This window comes from Falsirhodobacter sp. 20TX0035 (assembly GCF_028307215.1).
Classification (GTDB): domain Bacteria; phylum Pseudomonadota; class Alphaproteobacteria; order Rhodobacterales; family Rhodobacteraceae; genus Falsirhodobacter.
In genome coordinates, this window is record NZ_JAQMHV010000024.1 from 1 (window position 1) to 19,854 (window position 19,854).

The following is a 19,854-nucleotide window of genomic DNA, read 5'->3' on the forward strand; positions in this document are numbered from 1 at the left end:
GATGCTGTCGCCCGCCGAGTTCGAGCGGCAGCAAATGATGAGACGTGAAGGCGTCTAAGAAACTCGGGGCTATTCAATCAACGCATGATCGAGATCATCGATTGGGAGTCGAACATTTTCTTCATCTGAAAGGCACCTTCTCCACGGGCCGTGCAAGAGCCATCGAGATAACTCACGTCCGGCACTCCTTCGTCCCATGTCAATCTGACCATCGTTTCAGGGGAGCATTCGATGCGGGTTGCGCTGTAGTTCGCCTCGACAGCCGATCTGCGGCTCAAATGAATGGACATCGTCGTCGTGTAATCGACACCCAGCGTCACCTCTTTCCGGATGTAGAGGCATTTGTCTCCATCTTCAGCGCATGACCTCTCGATGGATATGCTTACTCCGTCGAATGTGGGACTGATCATATTCCGGACCGTCGTCGACAGGTTCAAGACAAAGCACGTGACGATGACGCTCACTAAAACAAGCAACATAGGTCGCTGGTGCAACGCGAACACGCCGTGCGTGAAGGGTAGTGCCATCTTTCAAACTCACATTTCTTCAACGCGGCAAGCTTGGGCAGTCGAGTTCTGGCGCTATATGGGACCCTGCTTCCCGTGCCTGTCTATCGTTGAAGCTGCGCTGCTGGAAGGTCAGCTTAGGGCTCTGAGCGTCTTCGCCGGCACTCACTGTGCGAGAAGGCACCACCCGGGATCAGCACGCGTTGGCGCTGTCCTCCTTGGCCGCAGCCAACGCATATTCGAGCCAGCCCCCGCACCGCGCCCCGACGGTTGCTGCAAGGCCTAGCGAGAGTACACGAAGCCCAATCAGCTCAATGCCGCCACACCCCTCTGCGAGAGAGTGGAGACTTTAGCTGACGCAAATGGAAGCATTGAGGGGGTAAATGGAAGTCTTCGATAGATATTCCTTCAAGTACAACACGCTCGGACGTCTGAGAGAACATTTCACCTTGTTTGTCGGAAAAGCGTAAGTCGACCCTGATATTTGTTGCTTGGGCGTGAATTGAGTTTGTAACGGCTTCCCGGATGACGTCCCTTGCGGTAACGCCGCCTTTATAATGTTGGGCGATAAAATTTTTCAGGTTGATCCGTGCCACTGGCAAACCCCAAGCGCGCTGATTGAAAACGAATGCATTCTGCGAACCATGCTAGGTTTGCATTCGCGCAAGCTAGAAGGTTCCTCCTTCAGGGGCAACATGCGCTAAGCTGATTTTCTTGTTGGATCGCCGAGACATAGCTCGAACTACTATCACTAACCTGATTTTTTGGTCTATTTCCTCCCATTGATAACCGTCAATTGTCACCCTACAGTCGCGCCAACTGTAGGAGCTGACGTGACCCATCTTGGAATCCTTGTTCGCCAAGAATGCCTTGATCCCAACGGCCTGTCCGTCACCGACGCCGCGCAGGTGCTCGGCTGCAATCGTCAGACCCTCAGCAACCTCCTGAACGGGCGATCTGGCATCTCGCCAGAGATGGCGCTGCGCCTTGAGAAGGCGTTCGGCACCTCCGCCCGCTCCTGGATGGAGCGACAAATGAACCACGAGTTGGAGACGGTCATGGCGCGTGCCCATGAGATCGAAGTCCAGCCATTTACGAGGCAGACCCCATGAACCCCGTTGAAATCGAGCAGGCCATTTCCGATCTCGCCGAGGCCCCCTTTGATGCGGCGGCATTTCCCTATGCCTTCCTTGAGGCCTTTGGCCGCAAAGAGACCGAGATCAAGAAGCTGCGCAAGGGCGACACCAACAAGTCGGACCTAGGCGGGGTTTTGCAACGCAACAACATTCACATGGCAACCTGCGCACCGGGTGAGGTCTCCCAGACCCTCGCCGCGCTGAAGGACAGCCCGGCCACGACCAAACACAAGGCCAAGTTTATTCTCGCCACGGACGGTCAGACCTTCGAGGCCGAGGATCTGATCGGCGGCGACACTGTGGCCTGCGCCTACAAGGACTTCCCCAACAGCTTTGGTGTCTTCCTTCCCCTCGCTGGCATCTCGACCGTCAAGCAGATCAAAGAAAGCGCCTTCGACATCAAGGCGACTGGCCGCTTGAACCGCCTCTATGTGGAGCTTCTGAAGGACAATCCCGCTTGGGGTAAGGCCGAGCGTCGGCATGACATGAATCATTTCATGGCGCGGCTGATTTTTTGCTTCTTTGCGGAAGATACCGACATCTTCACTACCGAAGACCTGTTTACCGGCACGATTGATCGCATGTCGAACCGCTACGATAATACGCATGAGGTCATCAGCGAGATTTTCCGCGCGATGAACGTGCCGTTGGCGGACCGCGCTAGCGCCAACTTGCCCCGCTGGGCCGATGCCTTCCCCTATGTGAACGGCGGTCTGTTCTCCGGCTCGACTGAAGTGCCGCGCTTCTCCAAGATCGCGCAGCGCTATCTCAGCCATATAGGCGGGCTGGACTGGACCAAGATCAACCCTGACATCTTCGGCTCGATGATTCAGGCGGTGGCGGATGAGGGCGAACGCTCTGTCCTTGGGATGCACTACACCTCCGTGCCGAACATCCTGAAGGTGCTGAACCCGCTTTTCCTAGATGACCTGAACGCGGCGCTAGAGGAGGCAGGCGACAATGCCCGCAAACTACTGAACCTGCGGGGTCGCATCGCCAAGATTCGCGTGTTCGATCCGGCCTGTGGGTCGGGCAACTTCCTTGTTATCGCCTACAAGCAACTCCGCTCGATCGAGGCCGAGATTAACCGCCGCAGGGGTGAGACCGATCGCAAGACGGACATCCCGCTGACCAATTTCCGCGGTATCGAGATCCGGGATTTCTCGGCCGAGATCGCCCGGCTGGCGCTGATCATCGCGGAATATCAATGCGACGTGACTTATCGCGGACAGAAAGAAGCGCTGGCAGAGTTCTTGCCGCTGGACAGTCAGAACTGGATCACTTGCGGCAATGCTCTGCGGCTGGACTGGCTGTCGCTCTGCCCGCCGACTGGAACAGGGGTAAAGGTGAAAGCGGATGATCTGTTTCAGACGCCGTTTGATCAGGCGAAAATTGACTTCGAAAACGAGGGGGGTGAGACCTACATCTGTGGTAATCCGCCGTATCTAGGCTCGACGTGGCAAAGCACAGAACAGAAAGAGGATTTAGGGCGGATTTTTGGTGGCCGCACAACTACGTGGAAGTCGCTCGACTACGTCGCAGGCTGGTTTATGAAGGCCGCCGACTATGGGATACATACACCCACGGTATCGGCCTTCGTCTCCACAAATTCCATCTGCCAAGGGCAGCAAGTTTCAACGCTGTGGCCGTTGATCTTCAAGACAGGGCACAAGATCGCTTTCGCTCATACCAGTTTTAAATGGGCAAACCTCGCAAGCCATAACGCAGGTGTAACTGTCGCAATCGTTGCCATTACGAATATTCCCCGGGATAAGAAACTACTCTGTTCGCTCTCAGATGAGGGTGAGAATATTTTGAAAGAAGTCGACGAAATCAACGCCTATCTCGTAGGTGGTGCAAATGTCATCGTGAATCCGAGTGACAAAGTCTTGGGCGGCATGGGTAAGATGGACAACGGCAATAAGCCTGTTGACGGAGGTCATCTGTTACTTGAGCCCGACGAAGTGGCGACACTTAACCTAACGGAAGAGGACAACGCTCAGCTTGTGCGAAAGTATGTCGGCTCCCAAGAAGCGATCAATGGAAAATTGCGATACTGCTTATGGATTACTGACGAGACACGCAAACGGGCGGAAAACCTTCCGGCCGTTGCAGCGCGCATTTCGCTCGTCCGTGAAGAACGGTTAAGAAGCCCTAAGAAAATGACTCGTGATTCCGCCGCTTGGCCTCACGCTTTTCAACAGGTGCGCCAAACTGGAGAAGAAATCCTAATTGTGGTTCCCCGGGTTAGCTCCGAAAATCGCGCCTTTCTTCCATGCTCGTTGATGGAACCAGGGGCGATCATGTCTGACAAGGTTTTCGCTCTCTACGACGCTCCTCTGTGGAACATGGCGCTTATCGCTTCGCGCCTTCACTGGGTCTGGATCGGCACGGTCTGCGTGCGCATGAGGACCGATTTCAGCTATTCCAACACCCTCGGGTGGAACACGTTCCCCGTCCCCAAGCTGACCGAGAAGAACCGTGAAGACCTGACCCACTGCGCCGAAGATATCCTTCTGGCGCGCGAGGCGCATTTCCCCGCCACCATCGCGGACCTCTACGACCCCGAGAAGATGCCAGCCAACCTCCGCGCGGCCCATGACCGCAACGATGAGACCCTGGAACGCATCTACATCGGCCGCCGCTTCAAGAACGACACCGAACGCCTCGAAAAGCTCTTCGACATGTACACCAAGATGACGACGAAGGTGTCTGCATGATGACGCCTTACGAAGCGATCACCGCTGATCCTCCAAATGTCTGGCTGACCAGCTTTTACGGGTTCAACCCGGCTCAGTGGGGTTATCTCGGCTTTTCCACCAAGGGGCAGCGGGACCATTTTATCAAGAACACTCAACCGGGCGTGCTAGTGGTGATCTACGGCCACAAGAGCAAGGCGCCCGCTAACCAACAGGGCCAAGTCATCGGCATCCAACAGGTGTCGCACCGTGTTAATTCGGCGCAAGCGTTCATGGACCCAGCCGTCTGGGCCGCAAAAGAAGCAGATGCGGTAACCAAGGGAAAATGGGACTTGGGCGTCAAAGCAACGCGTGCCTGGAAGGTGGTTCCCGAGTCCTATGAACTCATCGACAATTTCGCGAACGAAAGCTACTCGACGGATGCGGCGCAGTTCATAGGGTCGCAGGGCAAGCGCCTGACGCCAGCAGAGGCCATTAAAATCCTCGACCTCACGCTGATCGAAACGAGCGTTTTCGGGGAGCGTAGCATTGATGCTGCGGTTCCCGTCAACGGCGAAGAGCTACTGCGTTCGAGCAAGCCCGGTCCTGTTTCGCAGACGGGTTATACGGTTAAGGAAGCCGAAGGCCCAAAGGAGAATTACATCCTTCAGCTCAATGGAGACCTAGATGCTTTTCTAGGCCGACCTGCCTTGGGCCGTAAAGTCGTTAAGGTGGGCATGTCCGTCAGTCCTTCCACCCGTATGGATGCTTTCAATGCGGCCTTACCGGCCTGTGCATTCAAGTGGTCTATCCACCGATCTAACTCTTTGGACGGTCGCGCTCCTTACGCATCGTCGAAGTTGGGGTTGCGAGGCGAGGAAGGCATGAAGCAGGTCATGGCCGCCAAAGCGGAGTGGCTGGGCGGCGAATTCTATCTGGCATCGCAGGACGTGATCGATGCGGCCTGGGCTGCCGGGATAAAGAGAGTTGAGGACTTTTCCATTGTCTACTAAATTCGTTCCCTCCGTTTCCGTGTCCTATCCGGCCAATGGCAGCTCCACCAAGTCAAACGAGCTTGGGATGCGCACCATGCAAGAGCGCGCCTATGAAAAACGGGGGGAACAATACCTTCTGATCAAATCGCCGCCCGCCTCGGGGAAGAGCCGGGCGCTGATGTTCATCGCGCTCGATAAGCTGCACAATCAGGGTCTGAAGCAGGCCATCATCGTGGTGCCGGAGAAGTCGATCGGGTCGAGCTTTGCCGATGAGCCGCTGTCGAAGTTCGGCTTCTGGGCCGACTGGACCGTCGCGCCGCGCTGGAACCTCTGCAATTCACCGGGTGGCGACAGCGGCAAGGTCGGTGCGGTCGGCAAGTTCTTGGAAGGCGACGACCAGATCCTCGTCTGCACCCACGCGACCTTCCGCTTCGCCGTCGACAAGTTCGGGATCGAGGCCTTTGATGACCGGCTGATCGCGGTGGACGAGTTTCACCATGTCTCGGCCAACCCCGACAACAAGCTGGGCGCACATCTCGGCACCCTGATCGCCCGTGACAAGGCGCATGTGGTCGCCATGACTGGTTCGTATTTCCGTGGTGACACCGAGGCCGTTCTGTCGCCCGAGGACGAGGCGCGGTTCGATACCGTCAAATATACCTACTACGAACAGCTTAGTGGCTACACCTACCTGAAGACGCTCGATATCGGGTATTTTTTCTACAGTGGTTCCTATGCCGACGAACTGCTGAAGGTGCTGGACCCGACCGAGAAGACGATCCTGCACATCCCGAACGTCAATTCGCGCGAAAGCACGAAGGACAAGCATCGGGAGGTCGAGCACATCATCGACGCCTTGGGCGATTGGCAGGGCACTGATCCGGCGACGGGCTTCCAGCTGGTGAAGCGTCCCGATGGCAAGGTGCTGCGGATCGCTGACCTGGTAGACGATGATCCGGCCAAGCGGGACAAGGTTTCCGCCTCGCTCAAAGACCCGAGCCAGAAGAACAATCGCGATCATGTGGACATCATCATCGCGCTCGGGATGGCGAAGGAAGGCTTCGACTGGATCTGGTGTGAGCACGCTCTGACCGTGGGCTATCGGTCGAGCCTGACGGAGATCGTGCAGATCATCGGACGGGCTACGCGAGACGCGAAGGGTAAGATCCGCGCGCGTTTCACCAACCTGATTGCCGAACCGGATGCTTCGGAGGAAGCGGTACGCGAAGCCGTCAACGACACGCTGAAAGCCATCGCGGCGAGCTTGCTGATGGAACAGGTGTTGACCCCCAAGTTCGAGTTCAAACCGAAGACCCCCGCCAGCACAGCGCAGGACGGAGTCGATTATGGCGAGAACGGGTATGACGACAGCAAGTGCAATGTGGGTTTCAACGAAGAGAAGGGCACGTTTCAGATCGAGATCAAGGGCCTGACCCAGCCTAAGAGCCCGGAAGCCAACCGCATCTGTGAGAACGACCTGAACGAGGTCATTACGACTTTCCTGCAAGACAAAAACGCGATCGAGCGCGGGCTGTTTGATGAAGAAATGGTGCCGGAAGAGCTGACCCAGGTGAAAATGGGTAAGATCGTTCGCGACAAGTATCCTGAACTGGACGAGGTCGATCAGGAGGCCGTGCGGCAACACGCCATTGCCGCGATGAATTTCACGCAGCAGGCCAAGAAGACGCTGTCGGGGGATGGCACCGATGCGCCGTCCAACACCGCCTTTGTCGATGGGGTTCGCCAGTTCGCCATGAGCGTCAAGGAGCTGGACATCGACCTGATCGACCGGATCAACCCGTTCAGCGAAGCTTATGCGATCCTCGCCAAGACCATGAGCGAGCAGAGCCTGAAAGAGGTGGCCGCGGTGATCGAGGCCAAGAAGATCAAGCTGTCCCCGGAGGAAGCCCGAGACCTCGCCAAGCGTGCTGTGAAGTTCAAACAGGAGCGCGGGCGGCTGCCGTCATTGACCTCCACAGATGCCTGGGAGAAACGCATGGCCGAAGGCGTGGCCTTCCTTACGCGCATGAAGCAGGAGGCGATGATTGGCTAACATGTTCACCGATGATGACGATGCCCTGCTGTCCGAGCTGGGGATTGAGGTCGAGAAGAAGAAGCAGGTCACGCGGACGCCCCGCGAGGAACGGATCATCGCGGGCTTCGAGGACATCCAGAAATTCGTCGCCGAGCATGGACGCCTGCCTCAGCATTCCGAGGACGGTGATATTTTCGAACGGCTTTATGCCGTGCGCCTTCAACGGCTGCGGGAGCTGCCGGAAGCCGCTGACCTTCTTGGCGACCTCGATACTGAGGGCTCGCTTTCCGGAGCCGAGGTGACGCCTGTTGCCGACGATCTGGATGATGATGCGTTGCTCGCCGCGCTCGGCGTCGAGGTCGAAGCCTCCCATATCACCGAACTGAAGCATGTCCGTTCGAACGCCGAACGCAAGGAGGCGGAGGACATCGCAAACCGTCAGCGGTGTGAGGATTTCGAGACCTTTCAACCGCTGTTCGAGAAGGTACAGCGTGAACTGGATTCCGGGCAGCGCGAAACCCGCCCCTTCGAGCTGAAGGCCGAGATCCAGAAGGGTCGTTTCTTCATCGTGGGGGGGCAAAAGGCCTATGTCGCGGAGATGGGCGAGGAGACCCTTACCGATCAAGGTCGGACAGATGCCCGTCTGCGCGTGATTTTCGACAACGGCACAGAAAGCAGAATGCTGATGCGTTCGCTTCAGCGAGCTTTGAACAAAGATGAGTCCGGTCGGAGAATCACCGAGTCCATCGCGGGGCCGTTGTTCGCGGACGCGCCTGAAGAGGGCGATAGCACCACGGGGACAATCTACGTCCTGCGCAGCAAGTCAGACCATCCAGTGGTGTCTAAGAATCGGGATTTGGTGCACAAGATCGGCGTGACCACCTTGAGCGTCGAGAAGCGGATTGCCGGTGCGCATCTTCAACCGACCTTTCTGATGGCGCCGGTCGAGGTTATAGCAACCTATGAGCTCTACAACATCAACCAGACCCGACTTGAAAACCTGATTCACCGGATTTTTGGGAATGCTCAGCTCGACATCGAAATTCCGGATCGGTTTGGCCGTCCAGTAACGCCCCGAGAGTGGTTCTTGGTGCCGCTCTTCGTCATCGACGAGGCTGTTCAGAAGATCAAGGACGGCACGATCACCAAGTTTCGATATTACCCTGAAGAGGCCAAGCTTGTTCCCCGGTAGCGGGGACAAAGGGGACGGCGGAACGTGTGTTTGCCGTGGCAGGTTTATGCATCCAACAGTGTTTTTCGAAAATTGGTGCGTGACGAACAGGTTAGGTATTGAATACGCAAGATAATGCGCGTCGCGCTCGACGCTCCGCACCCTTGAAGGCAACGGCCTCGGCACGATGCTCGCACTTGATATTCATATACTGTCTTAAAAAGCGGTCGAAAGGCAAGCCATCTGACCGAAGAGGCAGAACTATCTGCCTCTTATCATAAACCTACTGGTCGGAGCGAGAGGATTCGAACCTCCGACCCCCTGCTCCCGAAGCAGGTGCGCTACCAGGCTGCGCTACGCTCCGACCGTGGGCGTGGGGTATCCGCTTCCTGTGGGCATTGCAAGGGGGCAATCTCAGCGTTTCATCTGTTTTTGCCAGCGCATCATCGGACCCACCCGGGGCATCGACACCTCGGCGCGCCAGCGTGACCGGGTGACGGGCTTTTCGGTAGATGGGCCGCGATCCTCGCGCAGCACGATGTAGAGGCCGGACAGCACGATGGCCGTGGCGCCCAGCAGCGTGTTCATCCTCAGCGTCTCGCCGAAGATCAGTAAGCCGAACAGCGTGGCCCAGATGATCTGGCTGTATTGCATGGGTGCCACGATCACTGCCTCGCCGAGGCGATAGGCGGAGATGGTCAGCAGCATGCCCGCGAAGGACAAGGCCGCCATCAGGCCCAGAAGGCCCAGATGTTCCACCGGCATGGGCTTGTAGACGAAAGGCAGGGCGCAGCCCATCACGATGAAATTGGCCATCATGGGATACAGAAGCAGCACCACGCTCCGCTCCTCCCGCCCGATCTTGCGCACGATGATGGCCCCCAGCGATCCGAACACGGCCGAGGCAAGGGCCGCGAGATGGCCCATCGTCAAAGGCTCCGCCCCCGGGCGGATCACGATCATCACGCCCAGAAGGCCCACGGCGATGGCGCCGCCCCGATGCGGGCCCACGCGTTCGCCAAGGATGGGAATGGCCAGAAGCGTGATCAGCAGCGGCGTCGCGAACAGAATGGCATAGGTCTGCGCCAGCGGCAGGACGGTGAAGGCGTAAAAGGCCGACACCCCCGCCACGACCGAGGAGAAGGTCCGCAGCAGCGTCCACCACGGATGCCGGGGGATCAGGTTGCCGTCCGTCCGGTCCCGCATCAGCATGACCGTGACCAGCGGCATCGCGAAACAGACCGAGAAGAACACGATCTGCATCGGGTGGTAGGTGCCGCCCAGAACCTTCACCACCGTGTCATGGGTGGAATAGATCAGGAACGCGGTCAAAGCCGTCAGGGCGGCGCGGAGGTTGTTTTTTCCGTCCATCATCTTCGTGTGCTGGTGCTTCGGCCCCAACCTGACCCGGGATGGGCCGAAGACAACCCCGGCGCCGATCACGGATGTTCGACCGGCGCCAGCACACGGAACGGCGTTACCGTGCCAGGGCCGCCACGATGGCGTCGCCCATCTGCGACGTGCTGAGGGGCGTGCCGCCCTCGACGCCCATCAGGTCGGCGGTGCGGTGCCCGTCGGCCAGCACGCGTTCCACGGCCTGTTCCAGCCGCGTGGCGTGATCGCCCAGATCGAAGGAATAGCGCAGCGCCATCGCAAAGCTCAGGATCGTGGCGATCGGGTTGGCCTTGCCCTGACCCGCGATGTCCGGGGCCGATCCGTGCACGGGTTCGTACAGCGCCTTTGGCCGTCCGTTGGCCATCGGCGCGCCCAGGCTGGCCGAGGGCAGCATGCCCAGCGATCCGGTCAGCATCGCCGCCGCGTCCGACAGAAGGTCGCCGAACAGGTTGTCGGTCACGATCACGTCGAACTGGCGCGGGTTGCGCACCAGCTGCATCGCGCCGTTGTCGGCGTACATGTGCGACAGCTCCACGTCCGGGTATTCGTGGTCGTGCACCCACTGCACCTCCTCGCGCCACAGGATGCCCGATTCCATCACGTTCGACTTTTCCATCGAACAGACGCGGTTGTTCCGGCGGCGCGCCATCTCGAACGCCGAACGCGCCACGCGCCGGATCTCGGCGGTGGTGTAGCGCTGGGTGTTGATGCCCACCCGGCCGCCTTGGTTGTCGTCCTGGATGCCGCGCGGTTCGCCGAAATAGATGCCGGAGGTCAGCTCGCGCACGATCATGATGTCCAGCCCCGACACCACCTCGCGCTTGAGCGAGGAGAAATCGGCCAGCGCCTCGAAGCACTGCGCGGGGCGCAGGTTGGCGTAAAGGTCCATCTCCTTGCGGATCTTCAGAAGGCCCGCCTCGGGGCGCAGGGCGTAATCGACACCCGCGTATTTCGGCGCGCCGACAGCGCCCAGCAGCACGGCGTCCACCGCCTGCGCGCGTTCCAGCGTCCCGTCCGACAGCGGCACCCCGTGCACGTCATAGGAGGCCCCGCCGATCAGCCCCTCCTCCACGTCGAAGAACACGCCCTGCGTGCCCAGCCAGCCGATGACCTTGCGGACCTCGGCCATGACTTCGGGCCCGATGCCGTCGCCCGGCAGGATAAGAAGGGAAGGATTGGCCAAGGACACCTCCTGTTTTCCGTGGTGGCCTCTGGCCTATCGCCGGGGGCGAAGGGGGTCAAGCGCGGGCCTTGTTCGGGGGCGGGATCGCCTCTATCTTCCTTCCATGAAGCGCTTCATCCCCCCCTTTCTGAACAAAGGCCCCTTCGTTCCGGTGATCCGGCTGCAGGGCGTCATCTCCTCCCGCGCGATGTCGGACGCGTCTATGGCGCCGCTGATCGAACGCGCGTTCGGGCGCGGCAAGCCCGCGGCGGTGGCGGTGGTCGTGAACTCTCCCGGTGGATCGCCGGCGCAGTCCAGCCTGATCGCCGCGCGCATCCGGCGGCTGGCGGATGAAAAGAACATCCGCGTCCACGTGTTCATCGAGGATGCGGCCGCTTCGGGGGGCTACTGGCTCGCCTGCGCGGGAGATGACATCTGGGTCGATCCCAGCTCGATCGTGGGGTCCATCGGCGTGATCTCCTCGGGCTTCGGGTTCCCCGAATTTCTGGCCCGCCACGGGATCGAACGCCGGGTTCACACGGCCGGGCGGTCGAAGTCGCTGGCCGATCCCTTCCTGCCGGAAAAGCCCGAGGACGTGGCCCGCCTGAAGGCGATCCAGGCCCCGATCCACGACGCCTTCATCGCGCATGTGAAGGCCCGGCGCGGTGCGAAGCTGGCCGAGGCGGACCTGTTCAACGCCGACATCTGGGTGGGTCGTCAGGCGGTCGATCTGGGGCTGGCCGACGGGGTCGGGCATCTTGTGCCGAAAATGAAGGAACTTTACGGCAAGGATGTGCGTCTTGTCCCACACGCCCCCAAGCGCGGGCTTCTGGCACGGTTCGGCTTCCGGGCAGCGCAGGCCGCGTTCGGAGCGGTCGAGGACCGGAGCGCCTGGGCAAGGTTGGGGTTGTAGGATGCTGGTCAAGATCGCCATCCTGTTCCTTGCGGTCGTTGTCATCCTGGGCTTCCTGGGGATGCTTCGGCGCAAGCGTTAACACTTGTCCACCTTGTCGCGTGGCTGTTACCTAAGCGCGTATAACCCTAGGAAAATCAGGGACTTTGTCTTTGAAAAGACAATGTTTCATGCGAAATCAATGACTTGGAAATGTGCTGAAAAAACGGGCAATCTGACGGGCCTCCTGCAAAACAAGGGAAAATCCGCCGTTCCCGCCGCTTGTGCCCAGCCTTATCCACAGGTTCGGTGGATGCCTTTCCTCTTGCCCACCCCCCGCACCCATTGCAGCCGCCCCGGGAATCAGCCGTGACCGACAGCGCCGACATCCTGCCCACCGGCCATCAGGTCATTCAGGGCTATCTGAAGACGCTGGACGCCTCGCCCGGCGTCTACCGGATGCTGGACGCGCAAAGTCAGGTCCTTTACGTCGGCAAGGCGCGCAACCTGCGGGCGCGGGTGTCGAACTATGCCCGCCCTTCCGGCCATTCGGGGCGCATCGCGCGGATGATCCGCGAAACCGCCTCCATGATGTTCCTGACCACGCGGACTGAGACGGAAGCCCTGCTCTTGGAGCAGAACCTCATCAAGCAGCTGAAGCCGCGCTACAACGTGCTTCTGCGCGACGACAAGTCCTTCCCCGACATCCTGATCGCCAAGGACCACGCCTTCCCGATGATCCGCAAGCATCGCGGCAAGCGGGGCAAGGATGGCAGCTATTTCGGCCCCTTCGCCAGCGCGGGGGCGGTGAACCGCACGCTGAACCAGCTGCAGCGGGTGTTCCTGCTGCGCACCTGTTCGGACCCGGTGTTCGAAAGCCGGACGCGCCCCTGCCTTCTGCACCAGATCAAGCGCTGCTCCGCCCCCTGTGTCGGCAAGGTCAGCGCCGAAGAATACAACGGCCTGATCGCCGACGCCGAACAGTTCCTGAAGGGCCGCTCCACCCGCGTGCAGGCCGATCTGGCCCGCGACATGGCCGCCGCGTCCGAGAACATGGAGTTCGAGCGTGCTGCCGCCCTGCGCGACCGCATCAAGGCGCTGACGCAGGTGCAGCAGGGACAGTCCATCAACCCCAAGGGCGTGGCCGAGGCCGACGTGATCGCCCTGCACATGGAAGGCGGTCAGGCCTGCGTGCAGGTCTTCTTCATCCGCGCCAACCAAAGCTGGGGCAACCGCGACTTCTATCCCAAGACCGGGGCGGGGGCCGAGGCGCCGGAGATCCTCGAGGCGTTCCTGACGCAGTTCTATGATGATAAGGAACCGCCGCGGATGGTGCTTCTGAACACGCAGGTCGACAACCCCGACCTGGTGCAGGCGGTGCTGTCGGAACGCGCGGGCCGCAAGGTGGTCGTCGGCGTGCCCCAGCGGGGCGAAAAGGCCGAGCTGGTGGAGAACGCCGCCCGCAACGCCCGCGAAAGCCTGGCCCGCCGCATGTCCGAAAGCGCCACGCAGACGAAGCTTCTGGACGGTCTAGCCGAAGCCTTCGGGCTGGACGGCGCCCCCCAGCGGATCGAGGTCTACGACAACTCCCACATCCAGGGCAGCGACGCGGTGGGCGGCATGATCGTGGCGGGGCCGGAAGGGTTCCTGAAAAGCCAGTATCGCAAGTTCAACATCCGCAGCGCGGCCGGCGCCAACAGCGACGACTTCGGCATGATGCGCGAGGTTCTGACCCGACGTTTCGAGCGCCTGCTGAAGGAAGACCCGGACCGCCAGTCGGAGGCATGGCCCGACCTGCTGCTGATCGACGGCGGCGCGGGGCAGGTCAGCGCGGTGCACGAGGTGATGGCGGGCTTGGGCGTGGACGACATTCACATGGTCGGCGTCGCCAAGGGCATCGACCGCGATGCCGGGAAAGAGGAGTTCCACCGCATCGGCCAGCGCCCCTTTGCGCTGCAGCGCAACGACCCGGTCCTGTATTTCGTCCAGCGCCTGCGGGACGAGGCGCACCGCTGGGCCATCGGCGCCCACCGCACGAAACGCGCCAAGGCCGTCAGCGCCACCCCGCTGGACGAGATCCCGGGCGTGGGCGCGGGCCGCAAGCGCGCGCTTCTGGCCCATTTTGGTTCGGCCAAGGCCGTGGCGCGGGCCGGTCTTCAGGATCTTCAGGCGGTGGACGGCATTTCAGCCCAGATGGCGCAGAACATCCATGATTTCTTTCATGCCAAGGGCTGAAAGGGACGGCGTGCCACATATCTGTTGCAAAGCCGCCCCTTTCCCTTGGTGGGCGAAACGGGATAAGCCTTCGCCATGACCTGGAACCTGCCCAACACGCTGACCGTTCTGCGCCTTCTGGCCGCGCCGGGTGTGGCGTTGATGTTTCTGTACTTCCACCGCCCCTGGGCCGACTGGCTGGCCCTAGCGCTGTTCATCGGCGCGGCCGTGACGGACTGGTTCGACGGCTATCTGGCCCGCCTGTGGAAGCAGGAATCGAACTTCGGCCGCATGATGGACCCCATCGCCGACAAGGCCATGGTGGTGATCGCGCTGGTCATCATCACCGGCTATTCCGGAATGAACCCCTGGCTGATCCTGCCCACCACCGTGATCCTGTTCCGCGAGGTGTTCGTGTCGGGCCTGCGCGAATTCCTCGGCGCCCGCGCCGGGCTTTTGCGTGTGACGAAACTGGCCAAGTGGAAGACCACGGCGCAGATGGTCGCCATCTCCGTCCTGTTCCTTGGCACAGGGTTGGAATATCTGGAAGGCATCGCCCTTCAGGGCATGACGGCGGGGGAATATTCCGAAGCCGTGACCTTGGGGCTGGAACCCGCCATCCGCACCTGCGGGTCTCTGGGTTGCGCGACGACCGCCACGCTGATCGGCCTTGTGCTGATCTGGATCGCGGCGATCCTGACGGCGATCACGGGCATGGACTACTTCATCAAGGCGCTTCCCTTCCTGAGGGATGAGAAATGATCGACATCCTGTATTTTGCCTGGGTGCGCGAACGCATCGGCCTGCCGCGGGAGCGGGTGCAGACGGACGCCGCCACCGTGGCCGATCTGGTGGCCGAACTGCGGGGGCGCGAGGAACGGTATGCGCTGGCCTTTGCCGACACCTCCGCCCTGCGGGTGGCGGTGGATCAGGATCTGGCCGATTTTGACGCCCCGCTGGCCGGTGTGCGCGAAGTGGCCTTTTTTCCCCCGATGACCGGCGGATGACCGTCCGGGTCCAGACCGCCGCCTTCGACATGGGGGCGGAACTGAATGCCTTCTCCGAAGGGCTGGAGGCGGGGGCCGTGGTCAGCTTCACAGGCCTTGTCCGCGATGCGGGCCGCATGGTCGCGATGGAGATCGAGCATTACCCCGCCATGACCGAACGCGCGATCACCGCCATCGTGCAGGAGGCGACGGCCCGCTGGTCGCTGGAACGCGCGCTGGTGATCCACCGCCATGGACGCCTGATGGTGGGGGAGCCGATCATGATGGTCGCCACCGCCGCGCGCCACCGCGCGGGGGCGTTCCAGGCGGCCGAGTTCCTGATGGACTATCTGAAATCCCGCGCGCCCTTCTGGAAGAAGGAAATCGGCGCGGAGGGCGAGGTGTGGGTGGAAGCGAAGGCCAGCGACGAGGATGCGCTGACCCGCTGGTGATCAGGCCAGCCCGTCGCGCCAGACGGGCTGAAGGTCGCCGGGACGCGGGCTCGCCTCGTACACCGCCCGCGCGATGGCGCGCGACAGCGTCACGGCGGCGGCATGGCCCAGCAGGAACTGGTCCGCCTCGGTGACCTCGCGCCGGCCCGTCGCGGCGGCAAAGACCAGATCCCCGTCGAACAGGGTGTGCGCGGGCACGATGGCGCGGGCGATGCCGTCCTGCGCGGCCACCGCCATGCGCTGGGCCTGCGCCTGCGTCAGCGCGGCGTCGGTGGCCACGATGGCGATGGTCGTCGCCTCCCCCTTGCGCTTGGTCAGGGGCGGCTCCTCCTCCCCCACCAGCACGGAGGGCAGGCCGACGGACCCGAACTCGGCGTCCACCTCCCACGGGGCGGCCCAGAAGCGGCGGCTTTCGCCCGCGGTCACCGACCCCACCGCGTTCACCGCCACCAGCGCCCCCACCGTCACCCCATTCTTCAGAACGGCCGAGGCGGAGCCGATCCCCCCCTTCCAACGCGCGGTCATCGCGCCGATCCCGGCGCCGGCGGTGCCAAGGTCGAACTCGGCCGCCGCCGCCTCCAGCGCCTGACGGCCAAGGGCGCGATAGGGGTTGTCGGTCCAAGCCTTGTGTCCGCCGTTCAGCAGGTCGAACAGGATCGCGCCCGGCACCAGCGGCACCCGCGCCTCGCCCACGGCAAAGCCGCGACCGGCCGCGCGCAGCCCGTCCATCACCCCCGAACAGGCGTCCAGCCCGAAGGCCGACCCGCCCGACAGGACCAGCGCGTCCACCTGCTGCACCAGCCGGTCGGGGGCCAGCAGGTCCGTTTCGCGCGTGCCGGGGGCGCCGCCCATCACCGACACGGCGGCGGTGAAGGGCGCGTCCCCCACCAGCACGGTGGTGCCGGACCGAAGGCGGTCATCCCCCGCATGCCCGACGCGCAGCCCCGCGACGTCGGTGATCAGGTTCAACGGTCCTTGCTTCATTGGAACACCCTCAATGCCCAAGGGGCGACGAACGCGGTCAGGATCGCGTTCAGCCCCATTCCCAACCCTGCGAACGCCCCCGCCAGCGGGTTCACCTGCAAGGCGCGCGCCGTGCCGATCCCGTGCGCGGCAACGCCCACCGCAAAGCCGCGCGCCCGCCAGTCGCGGATGCGCAGCGCGTTCATCAGGGGCGACACCAGGATCGCCCCCGTCATGCCTGTCAGGATGACAAGCCCCGCCGTCAGGGGCGGGATGCCGCCCAGCGTTTCGGCGATGCCCATCGCCACCGGCGCCGTCGCCGCCTTCGGCGCGACCGAGGCGAGGATGTCGCCGTTCAGCCCGAAGGCCCAGCCTATCCCCACCGCCACCACGGCCGCCGTGACGGACCCTGCCACCAGCGCGGCCAGCAGGGGCAGCGCCGCGCGCCGCACATGGTGCAGGTTGTCGCGAATGGGCAGGGCCAGCGCCACGGTGGCCGGGCCCAGCAGGAACTGGATGGGCTGCACCCCGCTTGCATACACGTCGTAAGACGTGCCGCTGGCCACCAGCAGCCCCATCATCAGGGCGACGCCGATCAGCACCGGGTTCACCAGGGGATGCCGCCCGGCCTTCCGGGCCAGTCCGTCGCCTACGGCATAGGCCGCCAGCGTGGCCGCGATCCACAGCAGCGGCTGCTGGCCCAGCGCCCCCCACATCCCGGTCATTCCACGCCCCGGTTGCCGGTCAGCCGCGCCACGGCCCCGAAGGTCCAGGCCCCCACGATCAAGGAGGCGGCGGTGGACGCCACCAGCAGCACCGCAAGGGCCAGGCCATCGCGCTTCAACTCGGCCACAAAGGCGATGAGGCCGGTGCCGGCGGGGATGTACATCAGCGACAGGTTGGCCAGCAGCACCACGATCACGGGCCGCATCCCGTCCACGCGGCGGGGCAGGGCCAGCATAAGCCCCAGCATCAGGATCATTCCCAGAACCGCCCCCGGCAGGGGCAGGTGCAGGCCCCGCGACAGGATCTCTCCGGCCAGTTGGCAGCCCAGAAGCAGCAGCAGGGTGGGAATCATCAGGCACCTCGAATCGGGGGCATCGTAAGGGGCCGGCGGCAGGGGGGAAAGGCGGCAACATCGGGCGTGACCTTTGGGGCCGATCCCCCTATCAGGGCGCAAAGACCCCGGAGACCCCTTTTGCACTTCACCCGCCTGCGCCTGAACGGCTTCAAGAGCTTTGTGGACCCGACGGACCTGACGATCCAGTCGGGCCTGACGGGGGTGGTAGGGCCGAACGGCTGCGGCAAGTCGAACCTTCTGGAAGCGCTGCGCTGGGTCATGGGCGAAAACCGCCCCACCGCCATGCGCGGCGGCGGGATGGAGGACGTGATCTTTGCGGGCACCGCCTCGCGCGGGGCGCGCAACTTCGCCGAGGTGGCGCTGATCCTCGATAACGCGGACCGCCGCGCGCCGCCCGGCTTCAACGACGACGACCAGATCGAGATCATCCGCCGCATCACGCGCGACGCGGGATCGGCCTACAAGGCCAACAGCAAGGACGTGCGGGCGCGCGACGTGCAGATGCTGTTCGCCGACGCCTCCACCGGGGCGCACAGCCCCGCGCTGGTGCGGCAGGGTCAGATTTCCGAACTGATCAACGCCAAGCCCAAGGCGCGGCGACGGATTCTGGAAGAGGCGGCCGGCATCTCGGGCCTGTATGCCCGCCGCCACGACGCGGAACTGCGGCTGACGGCGACGGAGGCGAACCTGGCCCGCGTGGGCGACACGGTGGAGGCGCTGGCGGCGCAGTTGGCGGTCCTCGCCCGGCAGGCCAAGCAGGCCCAGCGCTACCGCGAGATCGGGGACGCGCTGCGGCGGGCCGAAGGCGGCCTTTTGTGGCAACGCTGGAACGAGGCGGACGCGGCCTTTGGCGCGGCCGAGGCGGCGCTGCGCCTTCGGGTGGCCGCCGCCGCCGGTGCCGAACGCGCGGCCGCCGAGGCCGGGGCGGCGCGCGGCGCAGCCGAGGCAGCGCTCGCCCCCCGGCGCGAGGAGGAGGCCATCGCCGCCGCCGTGCTGCAACGCCTGCTGGTGCAGCGCGAGGGGCTGGCCGATCAGGAACGCCGCGCGGCGGACATGATCCGGACGCTTCAGGCGCGGATCGAGCAGCTGGTCCGCGACGCCGACCGGGAAGGCGCGCTGAACCGCGACGCCGCCGACACGCTGGAGCGCCTGACGGTGGAAAGCGAGGATCTGGACGCCGCCGAGGACGGGCACGAGGTCGCGTTGGCCGAGGCCGCCGAGGCTGCCCGTCTTGCCACCGCCGCACTGGCCGAGCGGGAAGCGCAGCAGGTCGAACGGACCGAGGAGATCGCCCGCTTGGCCGCCCGCCACCAGTCCGCCCAGCGCCTGCTGGCCGACACCCGCACCACCCTGGCCCGGGCCGAGGGGGAAGCCGCCCGTGCCAAAGACGACGCCGCCACCGCCGCCGAGGCGCAGGAGGCGGCGGCCGAAGCGCAGGACGCCGCGACGGAGGCGCTGATGGACGCGCAGGAGGCCGCCGAGGTGGCCGAGGAGGCGCTGGGCCTTGCCGAGGATCGCCGCAGCGGGGCGCAGGCCGCAGAGGCCGACGCCCGCGCCGCGCGTTCCGCCGCCGACAGCGAGGCCGCCGCCTTGAAGGCCGAGGTCGCCGCCATCGCCCGGCTGGTGGAGCGGGACGCGGATGGCGGCCAGCCCCTGCTGGACCGCCTGACCGTCGCGCCGGGTTACGAGGCGGCGCTGGGCGCGGCCTTGGCCGACGATCTGCGGGCCGAGGAGACGGAGGGTCCCTCGGGCTGGTGCGCCCTGCCGGATTATGATGCGCCGGACGTGCCCGATGGGGCGGAGCCCTTGGCGGCGCAGGTCACGGCGCCCCCCGTTCTGGCGCGGCGGCTGGGGCGGATCGGGATCGTGGGGGCGGACAAAGGCGCATCCCTGCAAGGCCGTCTGCGCCCCGGTCAGCGGCTGGTCAGCCTGCAGGGGGACCTGTGGCGCTGGGACGGTTTCCGCGCGGGGGCGGAGGATGCGCCCTCGGCCGCCGCGCAGCGCTTGCGGCAGAAGAACCGCTTGTCGGCCCTGCGCGCGGACCTTGAGGCGACCGAGGCGCGACAGGCCGCCGCCGCGGCCACGCACGCCACCGCACAGGCGCAACTGGCCGAGGCGACGCGCGCCGATCAGGCCGCGCGCGACGCCCGCCGCGCCGCAGGCCGGTGGGTTGATCGACCGCGGCACC

At 63.5% G+C, this 19,854-nt stretch carries 17 protein-coding genes and 1 tRNA gene; 11 read left to right on the forward strand and 7 right to left on the reverse strand.

Annotation, left to right across the window (positions count from 1 at the left end; translation table 11 throughout):
- Positions 1 to 77: 77 nt before the first annotated feature.
- The gene (locus PIJ50_RS15935) at positions 78 to 527 is read right to left on the reverse strand and encodes a hypothetical protein (RefSeq protein WP_271976561.1); all 450 of its coding nucleotides are present in this window, start codon (positions 525 to 527) and stop codon (positions 78 to 80) included.
- A gap of 812 nt (positions 528 to 1,339) precedes the next feature.
- Between PIJ50_RS15935 and PIJ50_RS15940 the strand changes: the two genes are divergently transcribed.
- The 5 genes from PIJ50_RS15940 to PIJ50_RS15960 all read left to right on the forward strand — a co-directional run bounded on the left by PIJ50_RS15940 (position 1,340) and on the right by PIJ50_RS15960 (position 8,542).
- Positions 1,340 to 1,618 carry a HigA family addiction module antitoxin gene (locus PIJ50_RS15940; RefSeq protein WP_271976562.1) on the forward strand — a complete coding sequence of 93 codons (279 nt, stop codon included), beginning with the start codon at positions 1,340 to 1,342 and terminating at the stop codon, positions 1,616 to 1,618.
- The gene (locus PIJ50_RS15945) at positions 1,615 to 4,362 is read left to right on the forward strand and encodes a class I SAM-dependent DNA methyltransferase (protein WP_271976563.1); all 2,748 of its coding nucleotides are present in this window, start codon (positions 1,615 to 1,617) and stop codon (positions 4,360 to 4,362) included. The genes PIJ50_RS15940 and PIJ50_RS15945 overlap by 4 nt, the downstream gene beginning before the upstream one ends.
- Positions 4,359 to 5,333: a hypothetical protein gene (locus tag PIJ50_RS15950; protein WP_271976565.1), complete on the forward strand. Its 975-nt coding sequence runs from the start codon at positions 4,359 to 4,361 to the stop codon at positions 5,331 to 5,333. Before PIJ50_RS15945 ends, PIJ50_RS15950 begins: the two co-directional genes overlap by 4 nt.
- A gap of 67 nt (positions 5,334 to 5,400) precedes the next feature.
- Complete coding sequence (locus PIJ50_RS15955; RefSeq protein ID WP_271976566.1) at positions 5,401 to 7,368, forward strand: DEAD/DEAH box helicase; 1,968 nt, start codon at positions 5,401 to 5,403, stop codon at positions 7,366 to 7,368.
- 1 nt (position 7,369) lies between these two features.
- Positions 7,370 to 8,542 carry a GIY-YIG nuclease family protein gene (locus tag PIJ50_RS15960; protein WP_271976584.1) on the forward strand — a complete coding sequence of 391 codons (1,173 nt, stop codon included), beginning with the start codon at positions 7,370 to 7,372 and terminating at the stop codon, positions 8,540 to 8,542.
- Between the two features lie 266 nt (positions 8,543 to 8,808).
- On the opposite strand, the gene PIJ50_RS15965 is transcribed toward PIJ50_RS15960, so the two are convergent.
- The 3 genes from PIJ50_RS15965 to leuB form a co-directional block, all read right to left on the reverse strand.
- Positions 8,809 to 8,885, reverse strand: a tRNA-Pro gene (locus tag PIJ50_RS15965).
- Between the two features lie 50 nt (positions 8,886 to 8,935).
- The gene (locus PIJ50_RS15970; protein WP_442900755.1) at positions 8,936 to 9,895 is read right to left on the reverse strand and encodes a DMT family transporter; all 960 of its coding nucleotides are present in this window, start codon (positions 9,893 to 9,895) and stop codon (positions 8,936 to 8,938) included.
- 103 nt (positions 9,896 to 9,998) lie between these two features.
- Complete coding sequence (gene leuB / locus PIJ50_RS15975) at positions 9,999 to 11,099, reverse strand: 3-isopropylmalate dehydrogenase (RefSeq protein WP_271976568.1); 1,101 nt, start codon at positions 11,097 to 11,099, stop codon at positions 9,999 to 10,001.
- Between the two features lie 103 nt (positions 11,100 to 11,202).
- Here leuB and PIJ50_RS15980 point away from each other — a divergent pair, with 103 nt between their 5' ends.
- The 5 genes from PIJ50_RS15980 (at position 11,203) to PIJ50_RS16000 (ending at position 15,622) form a co-directional block, all read left to right on the forward strand.
- Positions 11,203 to 11,991 (forward strand): S49 family peptidase, encoded by a 789-nt coding sequence (locus PIJ50_RS15980; protein WP_271976570.1) that lies wholly within the window; start codon positions 11,203 to 11,205, stop codon positions 11,989 to 11,991.
- A gap of 348 nt (positions 11,992 to 12,339) precedes the next feature.
- Positions 12,340 to 14,205: an excinuclease ABC subunit UvrC gene (gene uvrC / locus PIJ50_RS15985; protein ID WP_271976572.1), complete on the forward strand. Its 1,866-nt coding sequence runs from the start codon at positions 12,340 to 12,342 to the stop codon at positions 14,203 to 14,205.
- Positions 14,206 to 14,280: 75 nt separating this feature from the next.
- Positions 14,281 to 14,946 carry a CDP-diacylglycerol--glycerol-3-phosphate 3-phosphatidyltransferase gene (gene pgsA / locus PIJ50_RS15990; RefSeq protein WP_271976574.1) on the forward strand — a complete coding sequence of 222 codons (666 nt, stop codon included), beginning with the start codon at positions 14,281 to 14,283 and terminating at the stop codon, positions 14,944 to 14,946.
- On the forward strand, positions 14,943 to 15,191 hold the full coding sequence (moaD, locus tag PIJ50_RS15995) for a molybdopterin converting factor subunit 1 (protein ID WP_271976575.1): 249 nt from the start codon (positions 14,943 to 14,945) through the stop codon (positions 15,189 to 15,191). The genes pgsA and moaD overlap by 4 nt, the downstream gene beginning before the upstream one ends.
- On the forward strand, positions 15,188 to 15,622 hold the full coding sequence (locus tag PIJ50_RS16000) for a molybdenum cofactor biosynthesis protein MoaE (RefSeq protein ID WP_271976576.1): 435 nt from the start codon (positions 15,188 to 15,190) through the stop codon (positions 15,620 to 15,622). Before moaD ends, PIJ50_RS16000 begins: the two co-directional genes overlap by 4 nt.
- On the opposite strand, the gene PIJ50_RS16005 is transcribed toward PIJ50_RS16000, so the two are convergent.
- From PIJ50_RS16005 to PIJ50_RS16015, 3 genes are read right to left on the reverse strand one after another with little or no spacing between them, the layout of a single operon-like run.
- Positions 15,623 to 16,606 carry a P1 family peptidase gene (locus PIJ50_RS16005; protein ID WP_271976577.1) on the reverse strand — a complete coding sequence of 328 codons (984 nt, stop codon included), beginning with the start codon at positions 16,604 to 16,606 and terminating at the stop codon, positions 15,623 to 15,625. It lies immediately after the preceding gene.
- Positions 16,603 to 17,310: an LrgB family protein gene (locus PIJ50_RS16010; RefSeq protein ID WP_271976579.1), complete on the reverse strand. Its 708-nt coding sequence runs from the start codon at positions 17,308 to 17,310 to the stop codon at positions 16,603 to 16,605. The genes PIJ50_RS16005 and PIJ50_RS16010 overlap by 4 nt, the downstream gene beginning before the upstream one ends.
- Positions 17,307 to 17,663, reverse strand: coding sequence for a CidA/LrgA family protein (locus tag PIJ50_RS16015; RefSeq protein ID WP_271976581.1), 357 nt, complete (start codon positions 17,661 to 17,663; stop codon positions 17,307 to 17,309). Before PIJ50_RS16015 ends, PIJ50_RS16010 begins: the two co-directional genes overlap by 4 nt.
- Before the next feature lie 120 nt (positions 17,664 to 17,783).
- On the opposite strand from PIJ50_RS16015, the gene PIJ50_RS16020 reads away from it, so the two are divergent.
- A partial coding sequence (locus tag PIJ50_RS16020; RefSeq protein WP_271976582.1) for an AAA family ATPase occupies positions 17,784 to 19,854 on the forward strand: 2,071 nt, incomplete at its 3' end.